Annotated in this window: 20 protein-coding genes; 6 read left to right on the forward strand and 14 right to left on the reverse strand. The window is 72.3% G+C overall.

What is annotated here, in order from left to right:
• Positions 1–1,123 (reverse strand): hypothetical protein (locus ABT324_RS27095; protein ID WP_351183160.1); only part of this gene is annotated, 1,123 nt, incomplete at its 3' end.
• 62 nt (positions 1,124–1,185) lie between these two features.
• On the opposite strand from ABT324_RS27095, the gene ABT324_RS27100 reads away from it, so the two are divergent.
• From ABT324_RS27100 to ABT324_RS27110, 3 genes are all read left to right on the forward strand, one after another.
• On the forward strand, positions 1,186–1,368 hold the full coding sequence (locus ABT324_RS27100) for a PspC domain-containing protein (RefSeq protein WP_351183162.1): 183 nt from the start codon (positions 1,186–1,188) through the stop codon (positions 1,366–1,368).
• A gap of 488 nt (positions 1,369–1,856) precedes the next feature.
• A complete protein-coding gene (locus ABT324_RS27105; protein ID WP_351183164.1) occupies positions 1,857–2,840 on the forward strand; it encodes an MsnO8 family LLM class oxidoreductase in 984 nt (327 codons plus the stop codon).
• Positions 2,841–3,023: 183 nt separating this feature from the next.
• A complete protein-coding gene (locus ABT324_RS27110; protein WP_351183166.1) occupies positions 3,024–3,836 on the forward strand; it encodes a hypothetical protein in 813 nt (270 codons plus the stop codon).
• Here the strand turns inward: ABT324_RS27110 and ABT324_RS27115 are convergent.
• From ABT324_RS27115 to ABT324_RS27160, 10 genes are all read right to left on the reverse strand, one after another.
• Entirely contained in the window at positions 3,808–4,527 is a 720-nt protein-coding gene (locus ABT324_RS27115; protein ID WP_351183168.1) for a UDP-N-acetylglucosamine acyltransferase, read from the reverse strand. The two genes, ABT324_RS27110 and ABT324_RS27115, sit on opposite strands and share 29 nt — an antisense overlap.
• Positions 4,515–5,996 carry an O-antigen ligase family protein gene (locus ABT324_RS27120; RefSeq protein ID WP_351183170.1) on the reverse strand — a complete coding sequence of 494 codons (1,482 nt, stop codon included), beginning with the start codon at positions 5,994–5,996 and terminating at the stop codon, positions 4,515–4,517. The genes ABT324_RS27115 and ABT324_RS27120 overlap by 13 nt, the downstream gene beginning before the upstream one ends.
• The gene (gene murJ / locus ABT324_RS27125) at positions 5,993–7,594 is read right to left on the reverse strand and encodes a murein biosynthesis integral membrane protein MurJ (protein ID WP_351183172.1); all 1,602 of its coding nucleotides are present in this window, start codon (positions 7,592–7,594) and stop codon (positions 5,993–5,995) included. Before murJ ends, ABT324_RS27120 begins: the two co-directional genes overlap by 4 nt.
• Positions 7,595–7,604: 10 nt before the next feature.
• Positions 7,605–8,420: a GumC domain-containing protein gene (locus ABT324_RS27130; protein WP_351183174.1), complete on the reverse strand. Its 816-nt coding sequence runs from the start codon at positions 8,418–8,420 to the stop codon at positions 7,605–7,607.
• A 65-nt stretch (positions 8,421–8,485) separates the two neighbouring features.
• A complete protein-coding gene (locus tag ABT324_RS27135) occupies positions 8,486–9,172 on the reverse strand; it encodes a phosphatase PAP2 family protein (RefSeq protein ID WP_351183176.1) in 687 nt (228 codons plus the stop codon).
• Entirely contained in the window at positions 9,169–10,440 is a 1,272-nt protein-coding gene (locus tag ABT324_RS27140; RefSeq protein WP_351183178.1) for a nucleotide sugar dehydrogenase, read from the reverse strand. The genes ABT324_RS27135 and ABT324_RS27140 overlap by 4 nt, the downstream gene beginning before the upstream one ends.
• A gap of 49 nt (positions 10,441–10,489) precedes the next feature.
• A complete protein-coding gene (locus ABT324_RS27145; protein ID WP_351183180.1) occupies positions 10,490–11,539 on the reverse strand; it encodes a GNAT family N-acetyltransferase in 1,050 nt (349 codons plus the stop codon).
• On the reverse strand, positions 11,536–12,525 hold the full coding sequence (locus ABT324_RS27150; RefSeq protein WP_351183182.1) for a glycosyltransferase: 990 nt from the start codon (positions 12,523–12,525) through the stop codon (positions 11,536–11,538). The genes ABT324_RS27145 and ABT324_RS27150 overlap by 4 nt, the downstream gene beginning before the upstream one ends.
• Before the next feature lie 43 nt (positions 12,526–12,568).
• Positions 12,569–13,285 carry a sugar transferase gene (locus ABT324_RS27155; protein WP_351183184.1) on the reverse strand — a complete coding sequence of 239 codons (717 nt, stop codon included), beginning with the start codon at positions 13,283–13,285 and terminating at the stop codon, positions 12,569–12,571.
• Positions 13,282–14,391 (reverse strand): DegT/DnrJ/EryC1/StrS family aminotransferase, encoded by a 1,110-nt coding sequence (locus tag ABT324_RS27160; protein ID WP_351183186.1) that lies wholly within the window; start codon positions 14,389–14,391, stop codon positions 13,282–13,284. The genes ABT324_RS27155 and ABT324_RS27160 overlap by 4 nt, the downstream gene beginning before the upstream one ends.
• Positions 14,392–14,834: 443 nt before the next feature.
• Here ABT324_RS27160 and ABT324_RS27165 point away from each other — a divergent pair, with 443 nt between their 5' ends.
• Both ABT324_RS27165 and ABT324_RS27170 read left to right on the forward strand, forming a co-directional pair.
• Entirely contained in the window at positions 14,835–15,968 is a 1,134-nt protein-coding gene (locus ABT324_RS27165; protein ID WP_351183188.1) for a Gfo/Idh/MocA family protein, read from the forward strand.
• A 251-nt stretch (positions 15,969–16,219) separates the two neighbouring features.
• Complete coding sequence (locus tag ABT324_RS27170) at positions 16,220–16,918, forward strand: hypothetical protein (protein WP_351183190.1); 699 nt, start codon at positions 16,220–16,222, stop codon at positions 16,916–16,918.
• Between the two features lie 100 nt (positions 16,919–17,018).
• Here ABT324_RS27170 and ABT324_RS27175 read toward each other — a convergent pair whose 3' ends face one another.
• On the reverse strand, positions 17,019–18,101 hold the full coding sequence (locus tag ABT324_RS27175; RefSeq protein WP_351183192.1) for an acetate/propionate family kinase: 1,083 nt from the start codon (positions 18,099–18,101) through the stop codon (positions 17,019–17,021).
• Complete coding sequence (locus tag ABT324_RS27180) at positions 18,098–20,518, reverse strand: phosphoketolase family protein (RefSeq protein WP_351183194.1); 2,421 nt, start codon at positions 20,516–20,518, stop codon at positions 18,098–18,100. The genes ABT324_RS27175 and ABT324_RS27180 overlap by 4 nt, the downstream gene beginning before the upstream one ends.
• A 152-nt stretch (positions 20,519–20,670) precedes the next feature.
• Between ABT324_RS27180 and ABT324_RS27185 the strand changes: the two genes are divergently transcribed.
• The gene (locus ABT324_RS27185; protein ID WP_351183196.1) at positions 20,671–22,953 is read left to right on the forward strand and encodes a M20/M25/M40 family metallo-hydrolase; all 2,283 of its coding nucleotides are present in this window, start codon (positions 20,671–20,673) and stop codon (positions 22,951–22,953) included.
• A gap of 230 nt (positions 22,954–23,183) precedes the next feature.
• On the opposite strand, the gene ABT324_RS27190 is transcribed toward ABT324_RS27185, so the two are convergent.
• Positions 23,184–24,233: a Gfo/Idh/MocA family protein gene (locus ABT324_RS27190; RefSeq protein WP_351183198.1), complete on the reverse strand. Its 1,050-nt coding sequence runs from the start codon at positions 24,231–24,233 to the stop codon at positions 23,184–23,186.
• Between the last annotated feature and the right edge of the window lie 198 nt (positions 24,234–24,431).

Below are 24,431 nucleotides of genomic sequence, written 5' to 3' on the forward strand. Positions count from 1 at the left end.
GCTCGCGCAGCGCGTCGATCTCGTCGCGGAGCTCCTCGCACCGCTCCTCCGCCTCGCGTTCCGCGCGCTCGGCGGCTTCCAGCGCGTCCGCCGCCTCGTCGAGCTGCTCGTCGCTGCTCCGCAGCTCCGCGCGGAGCCGGGTGCGGCGTGCTTCCGCCTTCTTCCCCGAGGCCCCGGCCTCCTTCGCCGCTGGCGTGCTCCCCTTCGCCGACGTTTCGGACCGCTTCGCTGGCTGCTCGCTCTTCTTCGCCGGTCGCCCGCCACGCACCGCGGCGGCTTCGGGTTTCCTCGCCGGTCGCCCGGGTTTCCCAGCGGCTGGCTCAGCCGTCCCCGCCGACCGCTCGGCCGTTCCCGCCGACCGCTTGGCCTTCGCCGCCGGTCGTTCCGACTTCACCGCCGACCGCTCGGACTTCGTCCCGAATCGACCGGTTCTGCCCGACCGGCCAGCCTTCTCCTGCCCAGCCTTCTCCGGCTCAGACTCCTCCTGCCGCCCCGCCTTCTTCACCGGTCGACCGGTCTTCGTCGACCGCCCAGCGGCCGTTCCCGCTCGCCCTGCCTCCTTCCCCGGGCGTCCGCCCTCCTCCGATCGACCGGCCGCCGCTGGTTCCGCCTTCTCCGCGGTGCGCCGGATAGCCGCGGCGGCGACCTCGTCGAGGCCGAACCCGCTGTACTCCAGGGGTTTGGCGAGGGTCGCCGACTGGACTTGGCGGGCCGCTTCCGGGTCGGAGAGGGCGGCGGTCAGGGTTTGCTCGACCTGCTGGCGGGTTGCTTCGGTCAGCGGGTGGCCGTGCTCCTCGGCGAGGGCTGCCGCCTGGCCGGTGAGGTCGCGCAGCGTGCTGGTGCGCTCGCGGGCGAGGCTGCGGAGGTCGTCGCCGCGCAGTTCCCGCTGGGCCGACCGCAGCCGCTCCCCCAGGTCCAGCAGGGTGTCCAGCGCGTCGGGGGCGTGGGCGGCCAGCAGGTTGACCGCCCACGCCGCGGTGGTGGGCTTGCGCAGCTTCTTGAGCGCGGCGGCGAGGTCGTGGTCGCCGCGCTCCTTGGCCGCCGCCGCTTCCCGGTCCCGGGCGGGGGTGAACCCGGCCGGATCGGCGGTGCACAGCTCGCGGGCGACCTGTTCGAACTCCACGGGATCAACGTGCCACGGCGGCCCGAGGTGCGCGATGCCTCGGCCGATCGCAGGCTGAGGGCATGAGCCATCTGGAACGTCCGCACGAGGGACGCATGATCGCCGGGGTGTGCACCGCGATCGCCCGCCGCTTCGGCTGGCGCGTCGGCCTGGTCCGCCTGGCCTTCGTGGTCTCCTGCGTCCTCCCCGGCCCGCAGTTCCTCCTCTACCTGCTCCTCTGGCTCCTGATCCCCAGCGCCCCATGAGCCACCCCGGCCTCCGGCCTCGGCGGAACGGGCGTGCGGGCCGACCGGCTGCGCACCCGGGCGCAAGCGGCGAAGCCGCTTCCAGCGTCTCCCAGCGCCGATCGTCGGCGTGGACGAAGGGCATCTTCCGCCGACCGGGTCGGTGAAAGATGCCATTGACCTCGGGCGCGGAAGAGTGGCGACGCGTCGGCAGATGAGTGAGTACGGGCGCAGTTTCAATTGAAACTGCGCACCATCGGCGTGTTGGGACCCGACACGCCGGAGGCGCGTCGAGGCGACTTCACCGAGATCAGCTCAGAGGAAGTCGCGGAGGCTCGGACATGTCCCGGCGTGTCGTGCGGCCGACACACCGGTCACCTACAGTTTCAGTTGAAACTGTGAAACTCCGAGAGAGCCCGCCTTCGAGGAGTGCTTGCGTGAGCTGGCGGGCTGATCGGCACCTGCTGAGCCGTGGGGAATCTCCTGGAGCGGCCAGCGTTGAGCCCGGTGTGAGACTTTCCGTGCTGGACCGCTCGCACGTCGGACTGGGGCTGAGCCCGCAGCAGGCGCTGCGGGACACCGTTCGCTTCGCCCAGCAGGTCGAGGACCTCGGCTACCACCGGTTCTGGGTGGCCGAGCACCACAGCGTGCCCGGGGTCGCCGGGGCCGCGCCCACCGTGCTGGCCGCCGCCGTCGCCACCGCGACCAGCCGGATCCGGGTCGGCACCGGCGGCGTCATGCTGCCCAACCACCAGCCGCTGGTGGTGGCCGAGCAGTTCGGCGTGCTCGGGTCGCTGTTCCCGGACCGCGTCGACGTCGGGCTGGGCCGCTCCCTCGGCTTCACCGACGGCATCCGGCGGGCTCTGGGGCAGGGCAAGGAGGCGGCCGAGCAGTTCGGTGACCAGCTCGCGGAGCTGCTGGGCTACCTGGAAGGCAAGCCCGGCCCGCATCCCGGGGTGCGGGCGGTCCCGGCGCAGGGCTTGGACCTGCCGGTGTTCCTACTGGCCACCGGCGCCGGGGCGGCCACCGCTGCCGAGTTCGGGTTGCCGCTGGTCATCGCGGCGGTCCACGGCGACGACCGGATGGTCCGCACCATCGCGGAGTACCGGGCGAACTTCCGCCCCTCCGCGCAGGCCGCTGAACCGTACGTGGTGCTCGCCCGGACGGTCGCCGTCGCCGAAACCGCTGAGGAGGCTCGGCGGCTGCTGCTGCCGGAGGCGTGGGCGACGGCCTACTCGCGCACGCACGGCGAGTTCCCGCCGCTCGAACCGCCGGAGCGGGTGCTGGCCCGGGAGATGTCGGATCGCCAGCGCGCCCAGTTCGAACGGGCGTTGCGGGGCCAGTTGCACGGCACCCCGGACGAGGTCGCCGCCCAGCTGGCGGACCTCGCCGCTCGCACTGATGCGGACGAGGTGCTGGTGACCACCACGGCCTACCACCCGGCGGACCGCCTCGACTCCTTCCGCCGCCTCGCCGCGCTGGCGGGCCTGTGAGCGGCTCCGCGCGCGACCAGCACCCGAAGGTGTGGTGAACCGGTTCCGCGCGCGGAGGAATCCGCCCCGCGAAGTCCACCTGTGCCGGTGAAGTCGCGCCCTCCGCCAGCGATGTGGCAGGACTGCAGGGCGGGGCTGGTGGGGCTACTTTCGGCGGCGGGGCTCGCGTGCGGGGAGGTAGTCGTGTGCGGAACTGCGTCGTGCGGGGCCACCCGAGGGAGCGCGCGGGGGCGGGCGCTGCGCCGGTGGGTGGTCACGATCTCGGCCCTCGTCGCGGTGGCCGCCTGCGCGGACGCACCGGCACCACCCCCGCCCGACCGCGGGGTGCCGGACCAGCGAGTGGCCTCGATGGGCACCACCTTGCCCCCGGAGCAGCCGCTGCCCACCGGTGCCGAGTGCGCGCAGCACGTGCCGCGAACCGGCCGGGAACAGCGCCCCGCCAACGCTGCCGCCAACAGCTCCACCCCGGGCCCGGTGTCCCTGCCCGCATGGCACGACTTCTGGGACCCCAGGGTGAACACCGAGTACGTGCCCCGCATCGACGGGAACTTCACCGGGACGACCGATGAGATCCTGTGGTGGGGCGCCTGCAAGTGGGGCTTCGACGTCGACTTCGTGCGCGCGATGGCCGCCGCGGAGACCTCCTGGTACCAGCACAAGGTCGGTGACTACGAGCAGGACCCGAAGCACTGCGCCGCCGGTTACCAGGCACCGTGCCCGACGAGCTTCGGCATCCTCCAGATCAAGCACTACTTCCGCCCCGGTTCCTACCCCGCCTCCCAGCGGCACACCGCGTTCAACGTCGACTACGCGCTGGCCGGGCTCCGCGGCTGCTTCCAGGGCTGGGTGACCTACCTGGCGGACGGCTACCGACCCGGCGACCTGTGGGGCTGCGCCGGGTGGCACTACTCGGGCGAGTGGAAGACCCCGCCCGCCCTCGGCTACATCTCCCGGGTCCAGGCCCAGCTCAAGCAGAAGCCCTGGCTGACGTGGTGACCGGCGCCCGCCGCTCCCACTGCCGGAGCAGCAGCGGTACCTCGCCCGGCAGCTCGTCCGGCAGCTCGCCGTCGCCCCCGAGGTAGGCCTCCAGCAGGTCGATCTGCCGGGCGCTGCACCCCAGCCGGCTCAGGCCGACGTCGTTGATCCGCGCTCGGCGGGCCGGGACGCCAACGACGACCGCGAACGCGTCAGCTTCCCGGAGGACGGCCGCACCCATCCCGACCATGGCGCCGGGCCCGATCGTGCCGAACTGCCGGACCTTCGCGCCCATGCCGAGGTTGGCGTGGGCCCACACCCGCACGTGCCCGGCGAGCAGCACTCCCGCCGAGGACGTGACGCCGTGGTCCAGCTGCGCGTCGTGCGCGACGTAGCTGCCGCGCATGAGGTAGCAGTCGTCGGCGATGGTGGTCGGGCACTGGGTGCCCTGCTGGACCGACACGTACTCGCGGAGCGTGTTGCGGTCGCCGATCCGCACCCCGGCCAGCTCTCCCAGCTCGCCCAGCCAGGCCACCGGGTGCTCGGCGGTGCGCGAGTCCGGCGCGGTGCCGATCACCGCGTGCGAGCCGATCCAGTTGCCGTCGCCGAGCACCGTCGGACCGTGGATGACCGCGAAGGGCCCGATCGTGTTGCCGTCACCGAGTTCGACCCCGGCACCGATGACGGCAGTCGGGTGGATCAGGTTGGCCATGAGCTCAAGCCTCGCCATCTCATCGGGCGCCGTCCCCGCCCAGCACGGACGGCGGCGTTCGGCACGGGGCGGTGACCGGCGCGGTGCTCCCGGACCGCGCGTGCCGACACGATCGCCAGCAGCACGAACAGCAGGTCCCCGACACCTCGCACCACCAGGTGGATGTCGATGACCGACAGGACCAGGACCGCCCACCAGGCCGCCTCCAACGTGGTCGCGAAGGCCCCCACCGCGTCGCCGCGCGAACGCAGTCGTGCCGTTGCGCGCAGCACCGCCACCGAGAGCCACGCGAACCCGAGCAGCAACGGGATGCCGCCGACCCACAGGAAGTGCAGGTACCCGGATTCCAGGTAGATCACCTCGCGCCAGGTCTCCGGGGCGCGCAGCACCGAGTTCGGCGAGATGCCGATCAGGAAGCCGGAATCCGCCAGTTCCGGCAGGTAGAAGTGGACGAGATTGTCCCACCGGCCCTGCCAGCTCGACGGCAGGCCACCGCCCGAGCCGAAGTCCGACAACCGGTTCAGCAGCGCGGGCGCGCCGACGACCAGCGCGACGGCGGCGATCGGCAGCATCCTGACCGCCTTCCGGCGGATGCCCGGGACCCGGCGCAGCACCACGACGCCGACCACCGCCAGGGAGATCCACGTGGAGAACTGGCCGGAGGCGAGCACACCAGCGCCGAGGACGAGGCCCAGCACCACCGCTTCCCGGCGTCCGGTGAGGCCGCGCATCGCGCCGGACACCAGCAGCGTCAGGCCGATGATGAGGTAGTCCCCGGTCGCGATCGACGAACCCAGCGTCGAGGTGCCGCGCTCCGGGAGGGACCCGGCGTCGGACGCCCACATCGAGGTCAACGCCGACACCACCGGCTGGACCCCCAGCACCTGCAGCACGGCGACCAACCCGACCGCCGCCGCCGTCCACAGGACCAGCCGCATGCAGCGGACCAGCTGCGCTTCCGACAGCACGGTGCAGCGCACCAGCACCAGCAGGGCGACCAGCTTGGCCACCGGCGCAACGGCCATGACGTCGGCGAGCTCGGGCGGGACACCGCGCAACAGCATGGATTCCACCGGCCACACCGTGCTCAGCAGCACGAAGCCGATGAGCGGGACATCCAGTGGCCGCAGTCGGATCCGCACCGGTGCGCCGCGCAGGAACCGCGCGTAGCCGCCCGCGGCAGCGCCCAGCAGCACCAGGGCGAGCAGCAGTTCGTTCGGCCGCACCAGCGGGATGAGCGTGTCGCGGCCAAGACCTGCGGTGAACGGCAGGAGCAGCAGGTAGGCGTAAGTGGCGTAGATCGGGCGGTGGGCCGCGGCGGCGAGCACGGCGGCGGCGACGAGCACGCCGAGCGCCACTGGCCCCGCCAGCAAGCTGAGCAGTCCGACCAGCGCCGCGGAGATCAGCGCTGCCGCGCCCCGGCGCACGCGCGTCGGGTGGACCGCGAGCAGGGAAGTCGCTGCAGTCATGAGGTCCGTCCTGTCCAGAGGTTCGCACTTGTTCGCAGCACCAGCGCGTAGACCGCCAGCGCCACCAGCCCGCACACCGCCAGCACCACGACCGTGCCGACCTGGTCCGCACCGCGGGATTCGAGGAACCACCGCCCGAGGACCACGACCGGGGCCATCGCGACGGCTGCGGCCAGCGCACCCGCGATCGCCGGTCGGTCGACCAGCCGCTCGGCCCGCATCGCGCTGCGCAACCTGGCCAGCACCAGCACCACCCCGGCCAGCTCCCCGGCGAACAGGGCGACGCAGAGGACCACCAACCGCGCCTGGCCGGGGGGTACCAGCAGGGCCCCGCCCACGACCGCGCAGCTGACGCCGAGGGCGATCAGGCTGCCGCGCCGCGGTCCGACGATGTCGAGCCGCGCGTACAACGCCTGGCGGCCGATCTGGTGCACCCCGGCCACCAGCTGGGCCAGCCCGACCACCACCAGGCAGGCGGCGAGTTGGTCGACCAGCAGGGCGGAGCGGAGTTCCCCGTGCGCCAGCACCGCGGCGATCGGGTGGGCCAGCGCGGCCAGCAGGAGCAGCGACGGCAGGCCGGTCACCGCCACGTAGCTGAGCGCCTTCCGCCACGCCACCGCGAATCCCACGCCGTCGCCGCGCTCCACCGCGGCGGACATCCCCGGCAGGACCACTGTGGACACCGCGCGCGAACCCAAGGCCATCGAGCAACCGAAGGCCAGGTACGCGGTCTGCACCACGATGCTCCCGCCCGGCACCGTCGCCGCGGCCGTCACCAGCAGAAACAGGCCCGTGGTCGGCGCGATCGCGACCGTCACCGACTTGCCGAGCCGCCGCGCGACATCCGCCGCCTCCGGGTCGGACCGCCACCGCACCCGAGGGCGCAGCGCCAGCCCCGCCCGGGCCGCGCCGAACACCTGCGCAGCAGCGTGCGCGAGGACCGCGAGGGTGCTGCCGACGCCCAAGGTCAGCACGAACGCCATGGGCACTTCGCCGACCTCCAGCCCGGTGCCCCAGGTCGCACCGGCGAACAGCACCACGCCGATCACGACGATGTTCTCCGCCACCGGCGCCACCGCGGCCAATGTGAACCGCTCCCGCGCCTGCTGGGCCGCGCTCCCGAACGCGGCCGCCGTGTAGCACACCACCTGCGGTGCGACCAGGAGGATCAGCACCACCGTGAGGTCCTGCGCGGCGCCACGGGCCACCGGGTCGGCGATGCCGATCGTGAGGACCCACGCCAGCAGCGGGGCCGCGATCACCAGCAGTGCGGTGATCGCCCCGGACGTGGCGAGGAGGAACCCGCCGACGCGCCCGAGGAGCGCGGTGGCGCCAGCCGGTCCGCGCTGCGCAACCGCCCGGACGACGGCCGGGACGATCACCGGCGCGAGGGCTTGGCCCGCGATCAGCAAGTACGCCTGCGCTGGAAGGAAGTTGGCGGTGACGAAGCTGTTCGCGAAGTAGGTCGGCCCCAGCACCGCGCCGATGACCGCGATGCGGACCACCCCGGACAGCCGGCTGATCAGCGTGCCGCCCGCCACCAGGGCGGAGCGGCGGGCCGTCCCGGTGGCGCGGTCGGACTGGCGGGTGCCGGTCATGCGGAGCACCTCACCGACTGGTCCAGCGACGGGCCACCACCGCGACCACCCCGGCCGCCACCAGGAGCCCGGCCAGCGCACCGGTGACCGCGGTGAACCACGGCCGCGGGCTGACCTGGTCGTCGACCTGGTACGGCTGGGTGAGCAGCCGCGGCCCCGCGCTCTGCTCGGCGTTGAACTTGTCGACCTCGGCCAGCAACTGCTGCTCCCGGTCGGCCAGGGCCGCGGCGGTGGTGGACTGACCGGCCCGCGCCGCCGCCAACTCGTGCTGCACGGCGCCCAGCTGGTCGCGCAGGTACTCCCCCGCGCCGGAGTCGCTGTTGCGCTGCGCCGCCAGCAGGTAGCTGTCGATGACCGCCTTCGAGCGCCGCAGTGCCGTCTCCCGGGAGTTGCCTCGCGCCTCCACCTGGATGACCTCGCTGTCGTCGAGGACCGACACCGAGACCAGCTCGGACAGGTCCTCGACCCGCAGGTGCTCGCCCACGGCCACCGGCTCCAGCACCTGCCTGCTGCGCAGCGTCACCAGCTGGGTGGTCAGGCCGCGGTCCTGGCGGAGGAACTTGGACGGCTTCTCCGCGCTGACCTCGTAGAGGATCTCGGCGCGGGCCGCGTACTGCGCCGGGAGCACGAAGGCGCTCGCCAGACCGATTCCGGTGCCCGCCAGCACGATCGCGACCGCGATGGCGACGAGCCTCCCCACCAGTCGTCGCGGGAGGGGCACCGGTGCGCGGTCGGCGTTGCCCGCGCCCCACGCGGCCGCGCCCCAGGTGTCCGCGGGCGAGCTCGGACGTCCGTTCTTCGAGACGGAGTCGTGCAGATCAGTCATGTTCGCGTGCCTTTCACAACGTCGCAGACCTGGTCGAGCCCGGTCGGCGGGTGTCCTTGCAGTCGTCAACCGCCCCCAGCGGGGATCGGCCGGTCCAGGTGGTCCAGCGCCAGGGCCACCGCGACCACCACCGCGAATCCCAAGCACCCGCCAGCCACGATGTCGGAGGCGTGGTGCAGCCCCAGCAGGACCATGGACGTGACCATGGCGACCGCCACGCAGCCGAGCCCGGCGCACATCAGTCCACTGAGGACCCTGATGGTCCGGCTCGTGCGGTGGGACCAGATCACGGCCACGGCGGTCAGGAGGGCGACCACCGTGGTGGTGTGCCCGCTGGGCAGTGCCCAGTAGTCGTTGATGGTGCGGCCGACCAGCGGTTTCAGCAGCTGGCTGAGGATGATCGCCGCTGGCGGCCCGATCGCCGGGAGCAGCAGTGGTGCCCACCGACCGCTGAGGTACCCGAGACCGCAGGCCAGGGCTATCGCCACCAGCGCGGGTCGCTGGTTCCCGAGTTCGCCGATCTCGTGCAGCAGGCCGAGGTGGCCGTCCCCGACGCGTGCTCGCAACCACTGCTCGACGGCGAGGTCGAAACCGCTCGGCGCGGTGCCCCCTGCGTAGCGGAAGCTGAGCGCCAGCAGGACCAGGAGGCACGCGCCCGCGACGAACGCCAACGGCCGTCGAAGCGGTCCCGCGATCAGCAGCGGCCGCCGCACCTGCGCGCCACCGCGCCGCCGGAGGTCCGGCGGGCTCACAACCGCTCCACCTCACCGGTGCGCAGCCGGTTGCGCGTGTCGAACACCCGGTCCGCGTGGCGCTCCAGCAAGGACCAGTCGAAGGTGTCGTGGTCGGTCAGGACGAGGACCAGGTCGGCCTCCTCCACGTGCTCGGGCAGCCACGGCACGACCGTCACCCCCACCGGGACATCCGCCTCGTCGACCAGCGGGTCGACCGCGAGCAGCTCGGCACCCAGCTCGTGCAGGCGCTTGGCCACCTCCATCGCCGGGGAGTGCCGCGCGTCGCACGAGTTGGGCTTGTAGGAGAGCCCCGCAAGCAGGACCCTGCTCCCGCAGACCGCCTTGCGCCGCCGGTTGAGGTGCTCCACGACCCGCGCCACCACGTAGTCCGGCATGTGGTCGTTGATGTCGTTGGCGATGTCGACGAACCGGAACGTCCGCCCCAGCGAGCGGCGGACCTGCCAGGACAGGTACGACGGGTCGATCGGCAGGCAGTGGCCGCCCACGCCCGGCCCCGGGGTGAACCGCATGAACCCGAAGGGCTTGCTGGCCGCCGCGTCGATCACCGACCACACGTCCACGCCCAACCCGTGGCAGTACATGGCCAGTTCGTTGACCAGCGCGATGTTGACGTGCCGGAAGGTGTTCTCCAGCAGCTTGGTCAGCTCCGCCTCGCGCGTGCCCGGCACCGGTACGGTGCGCTCCACCAGCTGGTCGTAGAACGCCTGCACGGCGCGCAGCGACCCCTCGTCCACACCGGACACGATCTTCGGGGTGTTCTGCAGGTGCCAGGTCGGGTTGCCCGGGTCGATGCGCTCCGGGCTGTACCCGACGGTGAAGTCCTCGCCCGCGCGCAGCCCGGACCCCGCCTCCAGGATGGGCGTGAAGATCTCGTCGGTGGTGCCCGGGTAGGTGGTGGACTCCAGGATCACGCAGCAGCCCGGCCGAAGGTGCCCGGCCAACGTCCGCGCGGCCTCCTCGATGCAGTCCAGGTCCGGGGCGCCGTCGCGCAGCGGTGTCGGCACGCAGACCACGGCCGTGTCGAACCCCGCCATCGCGGTGTGGTCGCTGGTGGGCAGGTACCGGCCGGTGGCCAGCGCCGCGGCCAGCTCGGCGTCGCCCACGTCGTCGATGAACGTGGTGGCCCGGCCGAGCAGGTCGATCCGGTTCTTGTCGGTGTCGAAGCCGACCACGTCGAAGCCGACCGCGACGGCGCGCATCGCCAGCGGCAGGCCCACGTAGCCCTGCCCGACGATGACCACGCGGTGGCTGGAGTTGACGATCATGTGTCCCCCTCTTCGTGCGGGCAGCTCGCCCGCGGACTTGCCTCGTGGATCAGCAGAAGTACCGGTAGAGCACCGCGCTGGCCCGGCTGGTGATCTCGTCCGGCACCGACTCGTCGGTGAGCAGCCAGGTGATGTCGCCGAGGACCCGCGTCGCCTCGACCTGCGCCCGCGACGGCTCGCCCGCGGACCGCAGGGCGACGACGCGCTCCTCGCCGGTGGCGTACTTCCGCTTGAACCGGACCAGGCCCGGCTGGTCCAGGTCGCTCGCGCCCCAGTCGACGAGGTGCATGCCGTGCTGGGCGGCCCAGCGGATGCCCGCCCAGAAGATCGCGTCGTTGGGGCGCAGGTGCAGGTACTCGGGTCGGGAGGCGGCGAACTTGCCGTGCAGGACCCCGTTCCAGACCAGGAACACCACTCCCGCCACGGTTTCGCCGCCGAGCCGGGCGAGCATGGTCACCACGGCGTCGTCGGCGCTGAACCGCTCCCAGATGTTCTCGAAGAACTCCGGGGGCTGGCCCAGCATGCGGTACTTCCGCTTGCGCAGGCCCACCTGCAGCTCGGTGAACTGCTGCACGCCGCTGATGTCGCGGACGGCGTCGATCCGGATGCCGCAGCGCTCGGCCTTGGCGATGTTGCGCCGGGCGGTGCCGTCGATCCTGCGGTGCAGGTCGTCGACCGGCGCGTCGATCCGTGTGGTGTGCCGGAGCCTCTCCCCGGTGACCCGCAGCCGCGGGTCCGCCACCGGAGCCGCCACCCGCCGGCAGCGCAGGGTCAACCTGGTCCCCGGCGTGATCAAACCGTCCACCAGCGCGTTCCAGGTCGCCGGGTCGGGCGCGACCGGGTCGGCCCAGTCGGAGAACGGGAGGCTGCACAGCCGGTCCCCCCGGACGTCCGAGATCGGGACCCAGGCCAGGCCGCCGCTCGGCGTGCCGTCGGTGTCCAGCAGCACCCGGGCGAGCGGGGTGAACCCGTAGGTCGCGCAGACCGCGTCGATCCACGGCGGCGAGGTGAACAGGTCGCCGTGCTCCCCGGCGGCCAGCTCGCGCCAGCGGTCGTCCGTGCGCGGGTCGACGGTGTCGATGGGCGCGATCGTGGTCATGACTTCCTCCAACTGGACCGCGAGCGCAGCTCGAACGGTGGCGCCTGCCTGCGCTGGACCGATGTGGACAGTGCCGCGACCAGGTCGTCCACCGCGATGGCGTCGGGGTCGCGGTGCCGCGCCAGGCCCCTGCGATCCAGCTCGTCGGCCAGCTCGCGCTGGTGGTCGTCGGCCGCCTCACCGAACCGTTTCGCCCGCGCGGCCACGACCGGCGACCGGCCCGCCTCGAACGCCGTGATGGCCGATCCGGTCCCGGCGTGGCAGACCACGATGTCCGCTGTGGACATCGCGGCGGCGAGGTCGGCAGCGGGCAGCAGCGGGACCGGGCGGATGGGCAGGCCACCCACCTCGCTGGCCCCGGTCTGCCACAGGACGTCCACCGGGCGCCCGAGGGCGCGCTGTAGCGCACCGTCCTCGGCCAGCAGCGGGACCAGCGACTCGACCAGGCGCGCGAACGGGAACCGGGAGCTGCCGACCGTGACCACGACGCGGATGCGGTCACCGGTCCGGGGCGTGCGGGGCACCGCCTGGTAGCGGTCGAACTGGCTGCCGCCGTAGTGCCAGGGCCCGCGCGCCCAGTGCGGGTGCTGGGTGTAGACCCGCACCCGCGGCGCCCAGCGCAGGATGCGCCCGGTCAGCGACGGCCCCCGCACCCTCGTCGCGCTCTCGATGTAGTGGCACTCCGCGCCGCGCAGCGCCAAGTACGGCAGCACGCCCACCGCGACGCCCGAGCCGGTGGAGATCACGCGCGCTGGCCTGCGCTGGCGCCACACCCGGTGCGCGATGGGCAGACAGCGCAGCACGCCCCACAGGTCACGGCTGCTGACCTCGTGGATGAACTCGACTTCCCGCCCCGCGAGCAGGGAGCTGCTCTGCGGGTTGGACTGGGTCATCCACAGCGCCTCGCCCGCGGGTGGGACGCGGTCGGCCAAGCCGGTGAGTTGGGTCAGGTGGCCACCCGTGGTGGCGACGAACAACGTGGTCATCGAAATCTCCAGTCAGCGGACGGCGCCGTCGGTTCCCGCGGGATCACCGGGCGCCGTCATCGCGCAGCAGCGCGGGCAAGGTGCTCGCCAAAACCTTCAGGTCCAGCCACGTGGTCCGCCGCCGCACGTACTCGACGTCGAGCCGGAGCATGTCCAGGGTGCCCATCGTGCTGCGCCCGGAGACCTGCCACAGGCCGGTGAGCCCCGGCAGCACCGCGAAGCGGTCGTGGAACTCCGGCGGGAACATCTCCGCCTCCCACTCCAGGCACGGCCTGGGGCCGACCAGCGCCATCTCGCCGCGCAGCACGTTGATCAGCTGCGGCAGCTCGTCGATGCTGGTGCGGCGCAACCAGGCCCCGACGCGGGTGACGCGCGGATCGGCGTGGAGCTTGCAGCTGCCGTCGACCTTGGTGTCCTCGCCGCGCAGCTCCCGGGCGATCATGTCGCGGTGGGCAGCGTCGGAACCACCCACCCGCATGGTGCGGAACTTGTAGCAGGTGAACGTCCGGCCGTTCAGGCCGACGCGCTGCTGGCGGAACAGCGCCGGGCCACGGCTGCTCACTCGGATGCAGGCCGCGATCAGCAGCATCGGCACGGCCAGCACGGCCAGCACAGCGGTCGCCAGCAGGACGTCCACCGCGCGACGCAGCAGTTCGTCCGATGTGGACTTACGAGGGACCGCGGGTGCCCGCCGGACCGCTCCCCGCTCGAGGACGCGGTCACCCGTCGGCACGAAGGTGGCCTCGCGCAGGTCGGTCATGGCCGCACTCCCCGCAGGACCTCGCAGACCCGTGCCACCTCGCCGTCGCTGATCACGGGGGACATCGGCAGGGACAGGACCTCGCCAGCCGCCCGCTCAGCCACCGGCAGGTGCTCGCCGAAGTCCGCGAAGGCGGGTTGCTGGTGGCACGGGACCGGGTAGTGCACACCCCACCCGATCTGCGCTGCGGTCAGCGCCTCGGTGATCCGCGCGCGCTGGGCGGTGCGAACCACCGCGAGGTGGTGGACCGGCGCGGAGCCGGGCGTGACCGCGACCGGCGCGCACCACTCCGGCAGCCAGGCGCGGTAGCGGGCCATCGCCGAGCGCCGCCGCTCGTTGTCGTGCTCCAACCTCGGCAGCTTCGCCAGCAGCACCGCGGCCTGGATGCTGTCCAACCGGCTGTTGCGACCGGAAACCTCGTGCCGGTACCGATCGTTCGCCGACCGGCCGTGGTTGGCCAGCTGCCTGACCCGGTCGGCCAGCGCCGGGTCGTTGGTCACGACCGCGCCCCCGTCCCCCAGCGCACCGAGGTTCTTGCCGGGGTAGAAGCTGAACGTCGCCGCGTGGCCGACACTTCCCGCGCGCCTGCCGCCCAACCGCGCGCCGTGCGCCTGGGCAGCGTCCTCGATGAAGGCCAGGCCGTGGCGGGCGGCCACCGAAGCCAACCGCCGCACGTCCACCACCTGCCCGAACAGGTGCACCCCGATCACCGCCGCGGTCCGCGGGTTGACCGCCGCCGCAACGGCATCCGGGTCCACGAGCAAGGTGCTCGGGAGGACGTCGACGAACCGCGGCCGCGCGCCCACCGCGCACACCGCCTCCGCGGTGGCGGCGAACGTGTTGGCCGGGACCATGACTTCGTCACCACGACCGATCCCCATCGCCAGCAGGACCAGTTCCAGCGCATCGGTCCCGTTGCCGACACCGACGCAGTTCGCGACCTCGCAGTAGCGCGCGAACTCGGATTCGAACCGGTCGACGTCCGGACCGCCCAAAAAGTTCCCGTGCTGCACGACCGACTTCCAGGCCAGGTCGAGCTCGTCCTGCAACTCCGCGTGGAACGCCTTGAGGTCCAGGAACGGAATGGGTTTGTGCGGAACAGTCATCGGTCACCTCGTGCTCGTGCTGCTGTGGCGCGAGGAGTTCGAACACCGCACGGCGAGCTCCAGTGCCGGAGCAACGTGCAGGCGCGCTCGCCGCCAGGGATCGAAATCGATCCCGGGGCCACGCGCGTGACGGCCAACGCCTCCGACTTGCCGACCCCAGGACCGCAGTCCACCGCGAAACGGTTTTCCAACAGCGGAACTGAGCGCTGGTGCGATCGCACGGCGTTGGTTGAAGAACCCCCCAGTGACAACGAGCGTATCGGCGCGGCGCGGCGAACTGCCAGCAGGAGAACCAATCTGCCACCGGACGAGTGATGTGCGCGGGCGAGAACGCCGTCGATCTCCCAACTTGTTTATGGTCGGCGCGCACATTCGCGGGCCGCTCGCGGTTCGTCGCGGTGAATCGCATTGGCGCGACCGGCAGCACACAACCTGGGGGGGTTATGGAATTGAGTAATTCCACATGGGTAGCAGTAGTCGGATATGGCTATTGGGGATCCAAGCACGTTCGAGTGCTGAGCACGCTGCCCGGCGTGAACGTGGTGGTGGTCGACGAGGACCCGGCTCGGTTGGCCGAGGCGCAGCGGAACTTCCCGTCGGCGATCCCGGCGCGGAGCCTGGCCGACGTCGTCGACCTCGTGGACGGCGTGGTCGTGGCGACACCGCCGACGACGCACGCCGAGATCGCGGCGCAGGCGTTGAAGTGGAACAAGCACACCCTGGTCGAGAAGCCGCTGGCCACCTCCGTGCGCGATGCGCACGAACTGGTCGAGACCGCTGACCGGCGCGGCCTCCAGCTGATGACCGGCCACACGTTCGTGCACAACGCGGCGGTCCACAAGCTGCGCGAGATCATCCGTTCGGGGGAGCTCGGGAAGATCTTCTACATCGACACGGCGCGGCTGAACCTCGGGCTCTACCAGCACGACGTCAACGTCATCTGGGACCTCGCGCCGCACGACCTGTCGATCATCTCCTACCTGCTGGACGACACACCCGGCCTGGTCGCGGCGTGGGCCCAGCACAACGTGAGCGGTCGGCACGCCGACGTGGCGCACCTGCGGCTGGAGATGGCGAGCTCCGCGGCAGCGGCCTACATCCACGTGAGCTGGCTGAACCCGCAGAAGGTCCGCCGCGTCACGGTGGTCGGCGACCGGAAGATGGCGATCTACAACGACATCCTCGACGAGGACCGGATCCGGATCTACGACTCCGGCGTGGACCTGCGCAACCCCGGTGACCCCGACCACTCCTACGCGATGCCGGTGACCTACCGGACCGGCGAGATCGTCTCGCCGCACGTGGCGTTCCGCGAACCGCTGCTGGTCCAGGACCAGCACTTCGTCGACTGCATCCGCACGGGCGCCCGGCCGCGCACCTCGGGCGAGGACGGGCTCCGCGTGGTGCAGGCGCTCGCCGCCGCGGACCTTGCCCAGTCCACCGGCGGGCCGGTGCTCATCGACACCATCGCGGCGCAGGCCACCGGCCCCAAGGCGGTCGGCGCGGACGGCCGGGCGCGGGAGGTGCCGATGCGCGTGGTGCCGCCGCTGGCGGAGAAGCGCGACGACGTGGCGTGACCCGCTCGTGGGGCTGCGGCGGCTCACCGCAGCCCCGCTGCGGCCACCTCACCGCGGTGGGGTGGTGCGGCGGCGGATGTGGGTCAACCTCGCGGTGGTGGCTGGGGTCCAGCGGCCGGAGCACGTCGACCACCCGCGCTCGAACCGCAGGCGCCAAGTCAGGCGCAGCGGTAGGCCGCCGCGACGTGCGGCACCGGCTCGAATTGTGTGTCCACAGTGGTCAGACATGGGTAGCCGGTAGGGTGGCGATCATGCTCGAGTGCTCCCCGGCCGTGCTGGCCGGACGCGTGCGGGAATGCGACCGGCTGCTGCCCAGACCGGGCACGGTGCCCTCCTCCGCCCTGCCCACCGTGCCGTGGGCGGAGTTCTGCGACCCCACCGGGCCGTGGCTGTCCCGCTGCGCCGCGGAGTGGCAGGAGCGCGGCGGCTTCCAGCACCGGCGTGCCGGGCTCGTGCTGGTGTCGTTCCGGTTCGGCTGGCTCGCGGCGTGCGCCACCGTCCCGGAGTTCCACCTGGGCGCCCCCGTCCCGGTGCTGCGCGACCTGCGCGTGGCCGTCACCGCGGAGGGCCGGTTGTCCGCCCTCCGGCCGGGGACGTCGCAGGTGGTGACCGCGCGGCAGTGGTGGCAGGACCTCACGGAGGCGTTCGAACCGCTGACCCGAGCGCTGCACGAGCTGGGCGGACCGCCACCGGGGAGCCACGAGTACTGGGGCAACCCGGTCGGCTCGGTGGGCACCGTGCTCTGGCGGCTACAGCGGGCGGGCCTGCCCGGAGACGCGATCGCCACCGCCCGCGAACTGCTCACCGCCACCGGCCGCGAGCACCTGCTCGACATCGCCCCCGACCGCGACCCGTGGCCCCGTCGGACCACCTGCTGCCAGTGGTGGCGAGCAGGTGGCGGCTACTGCGAGGAGTGCGTGCTGTGGAACTCCGCCAGCCGGAGGTCCTGACGTCCGGCCGTGCGATCCGGCGCGGCGGGTTCCCCGGCGGTGATGCGTTTTCACGGGACGCGGCGCAATTCGTGGTCCCCTGGCGTGGTTCGGCGGCGGTTCAACCCAGGACTGCTCGGGTCTGGCGCGCGATTTCGAGGTCCTCGCGCGCCTGGACGACCGCAGTGCGCACCGGCGCACCGATGGCTGTGACGTCCGCGTCGCCGGACGCCGCTTCGTTGCGATCCCGGTCCACCGCCGCACCGGCGAACGACAGCGCTCCGCAAACCGCCGTCCGCACCGGCGGTTGGTGCTCTCCGGTACCCCCGGTGAACACCAGCAGGTCCACACCGCCGAGCACGGCCACCATCGCACCCGCGTACCGCACCAGGCTGCGCCGGTAGACGTCGAAGGCCACCGCCGCGTCCCCGTCGCCCTCGGCGCGGGCTGCCAGCACGTCGCGCAGGTCACCCGACGTCCCGGACAGGCCCGCCAAGCCGGAGCGCTTCGCCAGTTCGTCGAACAGCTCGTGCGGTGCAACGCCTTTCGTGTTGATCAGGTAGCCGATCAGGCCCGGGTCGATCGTGCCGCTGCGGGTGTTCATCACCAGGCCCTCCTCCGGGGTGAAGCCCATCGTGGTGTCCACGCAGCGGCCGTCGCGCACCGCAGCCATCGACGCGCCCGCGCCGAGGTGGCAGCTCAGCACCCGGCCCTGGTTCGGCGGCAGGCCCACCAGGTCGGCTCCACGCACCACCGCGTAGGAGTGCGAGAGGCCGTGGAAGCCGTAGCGGCGCAACGACCACTTGCGGTTCCACTCCCTGGGCAGCGCGTAGGTCGAAGCCGCTGGCGGGAGCCCGGCGTGGAAGGCCGTGTCCACGCACACCACCGACGGCGTGCCCGGCGCGATCGACCGCGCCACGCGCAGACCCTCCAAGGCGCGCGGCTGGTGCAGCGGAGCCAGTTCGACCAGCGACCTGAGGTAGTCGACCACGTCGTCGTCGGCCACCGTCGCCGCGACGACCCGGTTCCCGCCGTGCACGACGCGGTGCCCGATCGCGTCGGCGCCGTGCTCGTCGAGGAACCGGCGGATCGGCTCCGGCTCACCCGCCCAGCGCTCCAGGTGCTCGTGGGCCACCACCTCGTCGTCGTCCAGCAGCACGAGCTTCAAGCTGCTGGAGCCCGCGTTGACGGTCAGCACCCTCATCGCGCCGACCACTTCCAGTCCCGCACCTCCGGCATGTCCTCACCGTGCGTCGTCACGTGGTGCCGGTGCTCGATCAGCTTGGCCTGCAACGCCTCCCGCGCGTAGGCCGCGCCCGGCCCCAGCCGCGGCACCCGGTCGATCACGTCGATCGCCAGGTTGAACCGGTCGATCTGGTTGAGCACGCACATGTCGAACGGTGTCGTCGTGGTGCCCTCCTCCTTGTAACCGCGCGCGTGGATGTTGTCGTGGTTGTGGCGCCGGTAGGTCAGCCGGTGGATCAGCCACGGGTAGCCGTGGTAGTTGAAGATCACCGGCCGGTCGCGGGTGAACAGGCTGTCGAACTCGGCGTCGGACAGGCCGTGCGGGTGCTCCCGCTCGTCCTGCAGCCGCATCAGGTCGACCACGTTGACCACCCGCATCCGCAGGTCCGGGAAGTACCCGCGGAGCAGGTCGACGGCGGCCAGCACCTCCATCGTCGGCACGTCCCCGGCGCAGGCCAGAACCACGTCCGGTTCGCCGTCCTGGTCGTTGCTGGCCCAGTCCCAGATCCCGATGCCCCGGGTGCAGTGCACCACCGCCGCCTCCACGTCGAGGTACTGCGGCGCGGGCTGCTTGCCCGCCACCACCACGTTGATGTAGTCGCGGCTGCGCAGGCAGTGGTCGACCACCGACAGCAGGGTGTTGGCGTCCGGCGGCAGGTAGACCCGCACGATCTCGGCCTTCTTGTTCACCACGTGGTCGATGAACCCCGGGTCCTGGTGCGAGAACCCGTTGTGGTCCTGCCGCCACACGTGCGAGGTGAGCAGGTAGTTCAGCGAGGCGATCGGCGGTCGCCAGGACAGCCCGCGGCTGACCTTGAGCCACTTGGCGTGCTGGTTGACCATCGAGTCCACGATGTGCGCGAAGGCCTCGTAGCAGGAGAAGAACCCGTGCCTGCCGGTGAGCAGGTAGCCCTCCAGCCAGCCCTGGCAGGTGTGCTCGGAGAGCACCTCCATCAACCGGCCGTCCGGGGCCAGCGCGTCGTCGTCCGGTTCGGTCTCGGCAGCCCAGGCGCGGGAGGTGGCTTCGAGGACCGCGCCGAGCCGGTTTGAGTTGTTCTCGTCCGGCGCGAACACCCGGAAGTTGCGCTGCTCGGCGTTGCGGCGCAGCACGTCGCGCAGGAACCCGCCGAGCACCTTGGTGGCTTCCCCGGTGGTCGCCCCGGGTTCGTCGACCGCGACCGCGTGGTCCCGGAACTCCGGCAGCCGCAGCGCCCGCAGCAGGAGTCCGCCGTTGGCGTGCGGGTTGGCGCTCATCCGCCGGTCACCGGTCGGGTTGTGGTCCTTGATGCGCTGCACCGGTGCCCCGTCGGAGTCAAACAGCGCAGCCGGGTCGTAGCTGCGCAACCAGGTCTCCAGCTGGCGCAGGTGTTCCGGGTTGGAGCGCGGGTCGCTGATCGGCACCTGGTGCGAGCGCCACGACCCCTCCACCGGCAGGCCATCCACAGTGGAGGGACCGGTCCAGCCCTTCGGGGTGCGCAGCACGATCATCGGCCAGCGCGGCCGCTGCGTCCACCCGTCCCGGCGGGCCCGGCGGTGGATCGCGCGGATCTCGTCCAGGCAGCGGTCCAGCGTCGCGGCGAACAGGTGGTGCATCGCCTCGGGCACCGCACCGGCGACCACGTAGGGCTCGTAGCCGTAGCCGCGCAGCAGGCTGAGCAGCTCGTCGTCGGGGATGCGCGCCAGCACCGCCGGGCTGGCGATCTTGTAGCCGTTGAGGTGCAGGATCGGCAGCACCGCGCCGTCGGTGACCGGGTCCAGGAACTTGTTGGCGTGCCAGCTGGTGGCCAGCGGACCGGTCTCGGCCTCGCCGTCGCCGACCACGCACGCCACGACCAGGTCGGGGTTGTCGAACGCCGCACCGTGCGCGTGCGACAGCGAGTAACCGAGCTCGCCGCCCTCGTGGATCGACCCCGGCGTCTCCGGCGCGACGTGGCTGGGGATCCCGCCCGGGAAGGAGAACTGGGTGAACAGCCGCCGCAGCCCCTCGTAGTCCTGCGCGACGTCCGGGTAGACCTCGCTGTAGGTGCCCTCCAGCCACGCCGCCGCGACCGGTCCGGGGCCACCGTGGCCGGGTCCGATCACGTACATCATGTCCAGTTCACGCGCCCGGATCGCCCGGTTGAGGTGGGCGTACACGAAGTTCAGCCCGGGCGTGGTGCCCCAGTGCCCCAGCAACCGGGGCTTGACGTGCTCGGGGCGCAGCGGCTCCCGCAGCAGCGGGTTGTCCATCAGGTAGATCTGCCCGACGGAGAGGTAGTTGGCGGCCCGCCACCAGAACTGCAGGTCGGTCAGCTCCGCCCGCTCGAGGTGCTCGGTCACGGCCGGGGCGGTGGTCCACGTCGCGCTTCCGGTCTCGACGCTGATCTCGCTGCTCATCCGCGGCTCCTTCGCGCTCGGCACCCCGCCGTCCAGCGTGGGACGCCCGAGCTGGTTCGCAACTCGGCGAGCGCGCCCTGCGGACAACCGCACCCCAACTGTGCAGCGCACCGCATTACGCCGCACCCGCAGCGCCCGTAGCTTCTCGCGCTGTGAACGGAAAGTTGATCAGCAAGCGGTTCCGGGTACCCGGGCTCCTGGCCGTGCTGGTGGTGCTCGTGGTGTCCGTGCTCGGCGAGGCGAGCGTCCAGCAACCCGACCCGACCGCGCCCGCCGGGGAGTTCAGCGCCGAGCGGGCCGTCGCCGAGCTGGGGCAGTTCGCGACCGAGCCGCGTCCGATGGGCAGCGCAGCCGCCGACCGGGCGCGTGACCACCTGGTCCAGCGGTTGCGCGACCAAGGGTTGCAGGTGGAGGTCCAGAGCTCGCTGGGCGCGCACACCGCCACCGGGCTTGCGACCTTCGGCCAGGTGGACAACGTGGTGGCCACCCTGCCCGGCACCGCCCCGACGGGCACGGTGCTGCTCGCCGCCCACTACGACTCGGCGGGCGTCGGTCCGGGGGCGTCCGACGACGGCGCCTCGGTGGCCGCGATGCTGGAGGTGGTGCGGGCGCTGCGGGAGAGCGGCCCGCTGCGCAACGACCTCGCACTGCTGATCACCGACGGCGAGGAGGACGGCTCGCTCGGAGCGGAGGTCTTCGCCCGGGAGCACCCGCTGGCCGCTCGCGGCGGGGTGGTGCTGAACTGGGAGGCGCGCGGCGTCGACGGCCCGTCGCTGATGTTCGAGACGAGCCCGGACAACGCGCGCCTGGTCGAGGTGTTCGCCGACGCCGTCGAGCACCCGCGCGGCGACTCCTCCACGGTCGAGATGTACCGGCTGATGCCGAACGGCACCGACTTCACCGACCTCACCGCAGCCGGGTTCGCCGGCCTCAACTCGGCCTACCTCGAAGGGTCGTCGCGGTACCACACGGCCAGCGACACGATCGCCCACCTCAACCCGGGCAGCCTCCAGCACCAGGGCGAGAACATGCTGGCCCTGACGCGCGCCTTCGGCGGTGCCGACCTCGCGGACCTGCGCGCGGACCACGACCTGGTCTACTTCCGCGCGCTCGGCCTGTTCGTCTCCTACCCCAGCACAGCTGTGCTGCCACTGGCCCTGCTGAGCGCGTTGCTGCTGGTGGGAGCCGTGGTGCTGGCGCGCTACCGCAGGTTGATCACGTTGCCGCGGACGTTGCTGAGCGCGCTGGCCGCGCTCGTTCCGGTCGTGGTTTCAGCCGTGCTCGCGCAAGCGCTGTGGTCCCTGCTGGTCGCAGTGCGACCCGACTACGACCTGATGAACGGTCTGCTGCACCGGCCGCTGGCCTTCCTGCTCGCCCTCGCCGCGCTCACCGCGACCGTGCTGATCGGCTGGTACCTGGCGCTGCGCTCCCGACTCGGGCCCGCCGCGCTCGCCCTCGGGGCACTGACCTGGCCCACGGCCGCAGGGGTGGCGTGCGCTTTCACCGCCCCTGGCGCCGCGTTCGTCTGCACCGTGCCAGCGCTGGCCGGAGCGCTGGGCCTCATCCTGGCGGTGGTCTGGCCCAGGTGGTCCGCCATCGCGGTCGCCGGAGCCGCCGCAGTGGCCGCGATGGTGGTGCCGACGGTGGCACGCACCATCTTCAACGGCATGGGCCTGGCGTTGGGCGGGGCGACCGCGGTGTTGATCGTCCTCTTCGGACTCTTTCTGGTCCCGTTGGGGGAGGCCTTCCTACCCGAACGCGCGCTTTCCCGCCGATCGGCCGTCGCAGTGGTGTCCACGGCGCTCGGCACGACGATCGCGCTCGTCCTGAGCGGACTCGCCGTCGACCAGTTCGACGCGCAGCACCCGCGCCGGTCGCACCTCGCCTACGTGCTGGACGCCGACACCGGCACCGCGAGCTGGGTCAGCGCCGAGACCAACCCCACCGAGTGGACCGCGCAGTACGTGCGCACCCGGAACACCGACGGCCTCCCACCCGGCTACGCGCGCGGTTCGCTGTGGACCGGACCCGCCCAGCCGCTGGCCGTCGAGGGACCGCGCGTGACCGGAACCCGCAGCGGCGACACCACGAACCTGCACGTCTCCTCCCCGCGCGGAGCGCGGTCGGTGGTGCTGCGCGTGGACCAGCCGATCACCGAGGTCACCGCCCGACTCCCCGGCGGCGCACCGCGCCCGGTCCAGGTCTCGGGCACCCGGACGGCGACCTGGCCCGGGGAGATCCGCTTCCGCGACCTCCCCCCGGAAGGCGTCGACATCTCCTTACGCACCCGAGGTGACCAGGTCCGCGTGACAGCGGTCGACGAGACCCGCACCCTCCCCGAAGCCCCCGGCTTCCGCCCCAGACCAGCGGACGTCGAAGCGGGTACCCGGGAGGACGGCGACCTCGTGGCGGTGGCCCGCAGCTACCGCTTCTGACCCAACGCCCGTGAGCGCTCCCAGCGCTCACGGGCCCCGCGCCCTGCACCGGCTCAGTCGGCGAGAGGTGCCCTCCACCCACGCCCGCGATCGACCGACGGTACAGTTTCAACTGAAACTGTGAATCATCCGGCGACTCACCCGAGAGGGTTCCGCTGAGGCCACCCGAGTGGACACGACCACCGCGACCACACGCGGGCGGGAACCGGGGACGTCAGCACTGCCGCGCGCTAGAGCAACCGCTCGACGGTGATCTCCGCTGCCGAGCGGTGGGCCGCGGAGATGATGTCCAGCACCGCCACCGCGTCGGCCGGGTCGACCGGCGGCGGCGCGCCCTCGCGCAGGGACTTGACGACCCCGTCGTAGAACGCCAGGTAGTCGCCCGGTTCGCTGGGGACGCGGCGGGCGTCGTCCCCGGCGCCCAGCACTCCCCAGCTCTCCTCCGGTTCGCGGCCCCAGGAGTCGTCCACCGGGAGGCGCCCCTCGCGCAGCGCCGCCTCCTGCGGGTCGAGGCCGTGCTTGGTGAACGCCGCGCGGTCGCCGAGCACCCGGAAGCGCGGGCCCGCCTGCGCCGCCACCTTGCTCATCCACAGGTGCGAGCGGACCCCGTTCACGTGGGTCAGGGCCAGGTAGGAGTCGTCGTCGGCCCGCACCCCCTCCCGGCGGCGGTCGATCTCGGCGTACACCGCGGCGACCGGGCCGAACAGCTGCAGCGCCTGGTCGATCAGGTGGCTGCCCAGGTCGTAGAGGATGCCCGCGACGTCCTCCGCCCCGCCGGAGTCGCGCCAGGTCGGCTTCGGGGTCGGCGACCAGCGCTCGAACCGCGACTCGAAGCGCTGCACCCGGCCCAGCTCGCCCTCCTCGACGAGCTTGGCCACGGTGCGCACGTCGCTGTCCCAGCGCCGGTTCTGGAAGACCGTCAGCACCTGCCCCCGGGCCGCGGCGTGCTCGATCAGCCGCCGCCCCTCCATCGCGGTCGGGGTGAACGGCTTGTCCACCACGACCGGCAACCCGGCGTCCAGCGCCGCGGTGGCCAACTCGACGTGAGTCCGATTCGGACTCGCCACCACCACGAGGTCCAGCTCCTGGGCCAGCAACGCGTCCACGTCGTCGACGACGGCGGTGCCCGGGTGGTCGGCGCGCACCTGCTGCTGCCGCTCGGAATTCGAGGTGACCACGGCGGACAACCGCAACGAAGGGTGCGCGGCGATCAGCGGGGCGTGGAAGATCGCGCCCCCGACCCCGTACCCGACCAGACCAACGCGCAGTGCAGAACTCATGTCCCCATTAGACCCCGCCACCCCACCCCGAACCCCGCCCCGGGCCCCACCACCCCGCAACGAGACCAACCCCTGCCCCCAACACCGAGCACCGGTGCCCGGACTTCGGAGCCCGAGGTCCGGGGTCTGGGGTCTGGGGTCTGGGGTCTGGGGTCTGGGGAGCTCACAGTTTCAGTTGAAACTGTGGTTCCACGACGT

Origin of the sequence: Saccharopolyspora sp. NPDC000359 (assembly GCF_040300525.1) — a bacterium.
GTDB lineage: Bacteria > Actinomycetota > Actinomycetes > Mycobacteriales > Pseudonocardiaceae > Saccharopolyspora.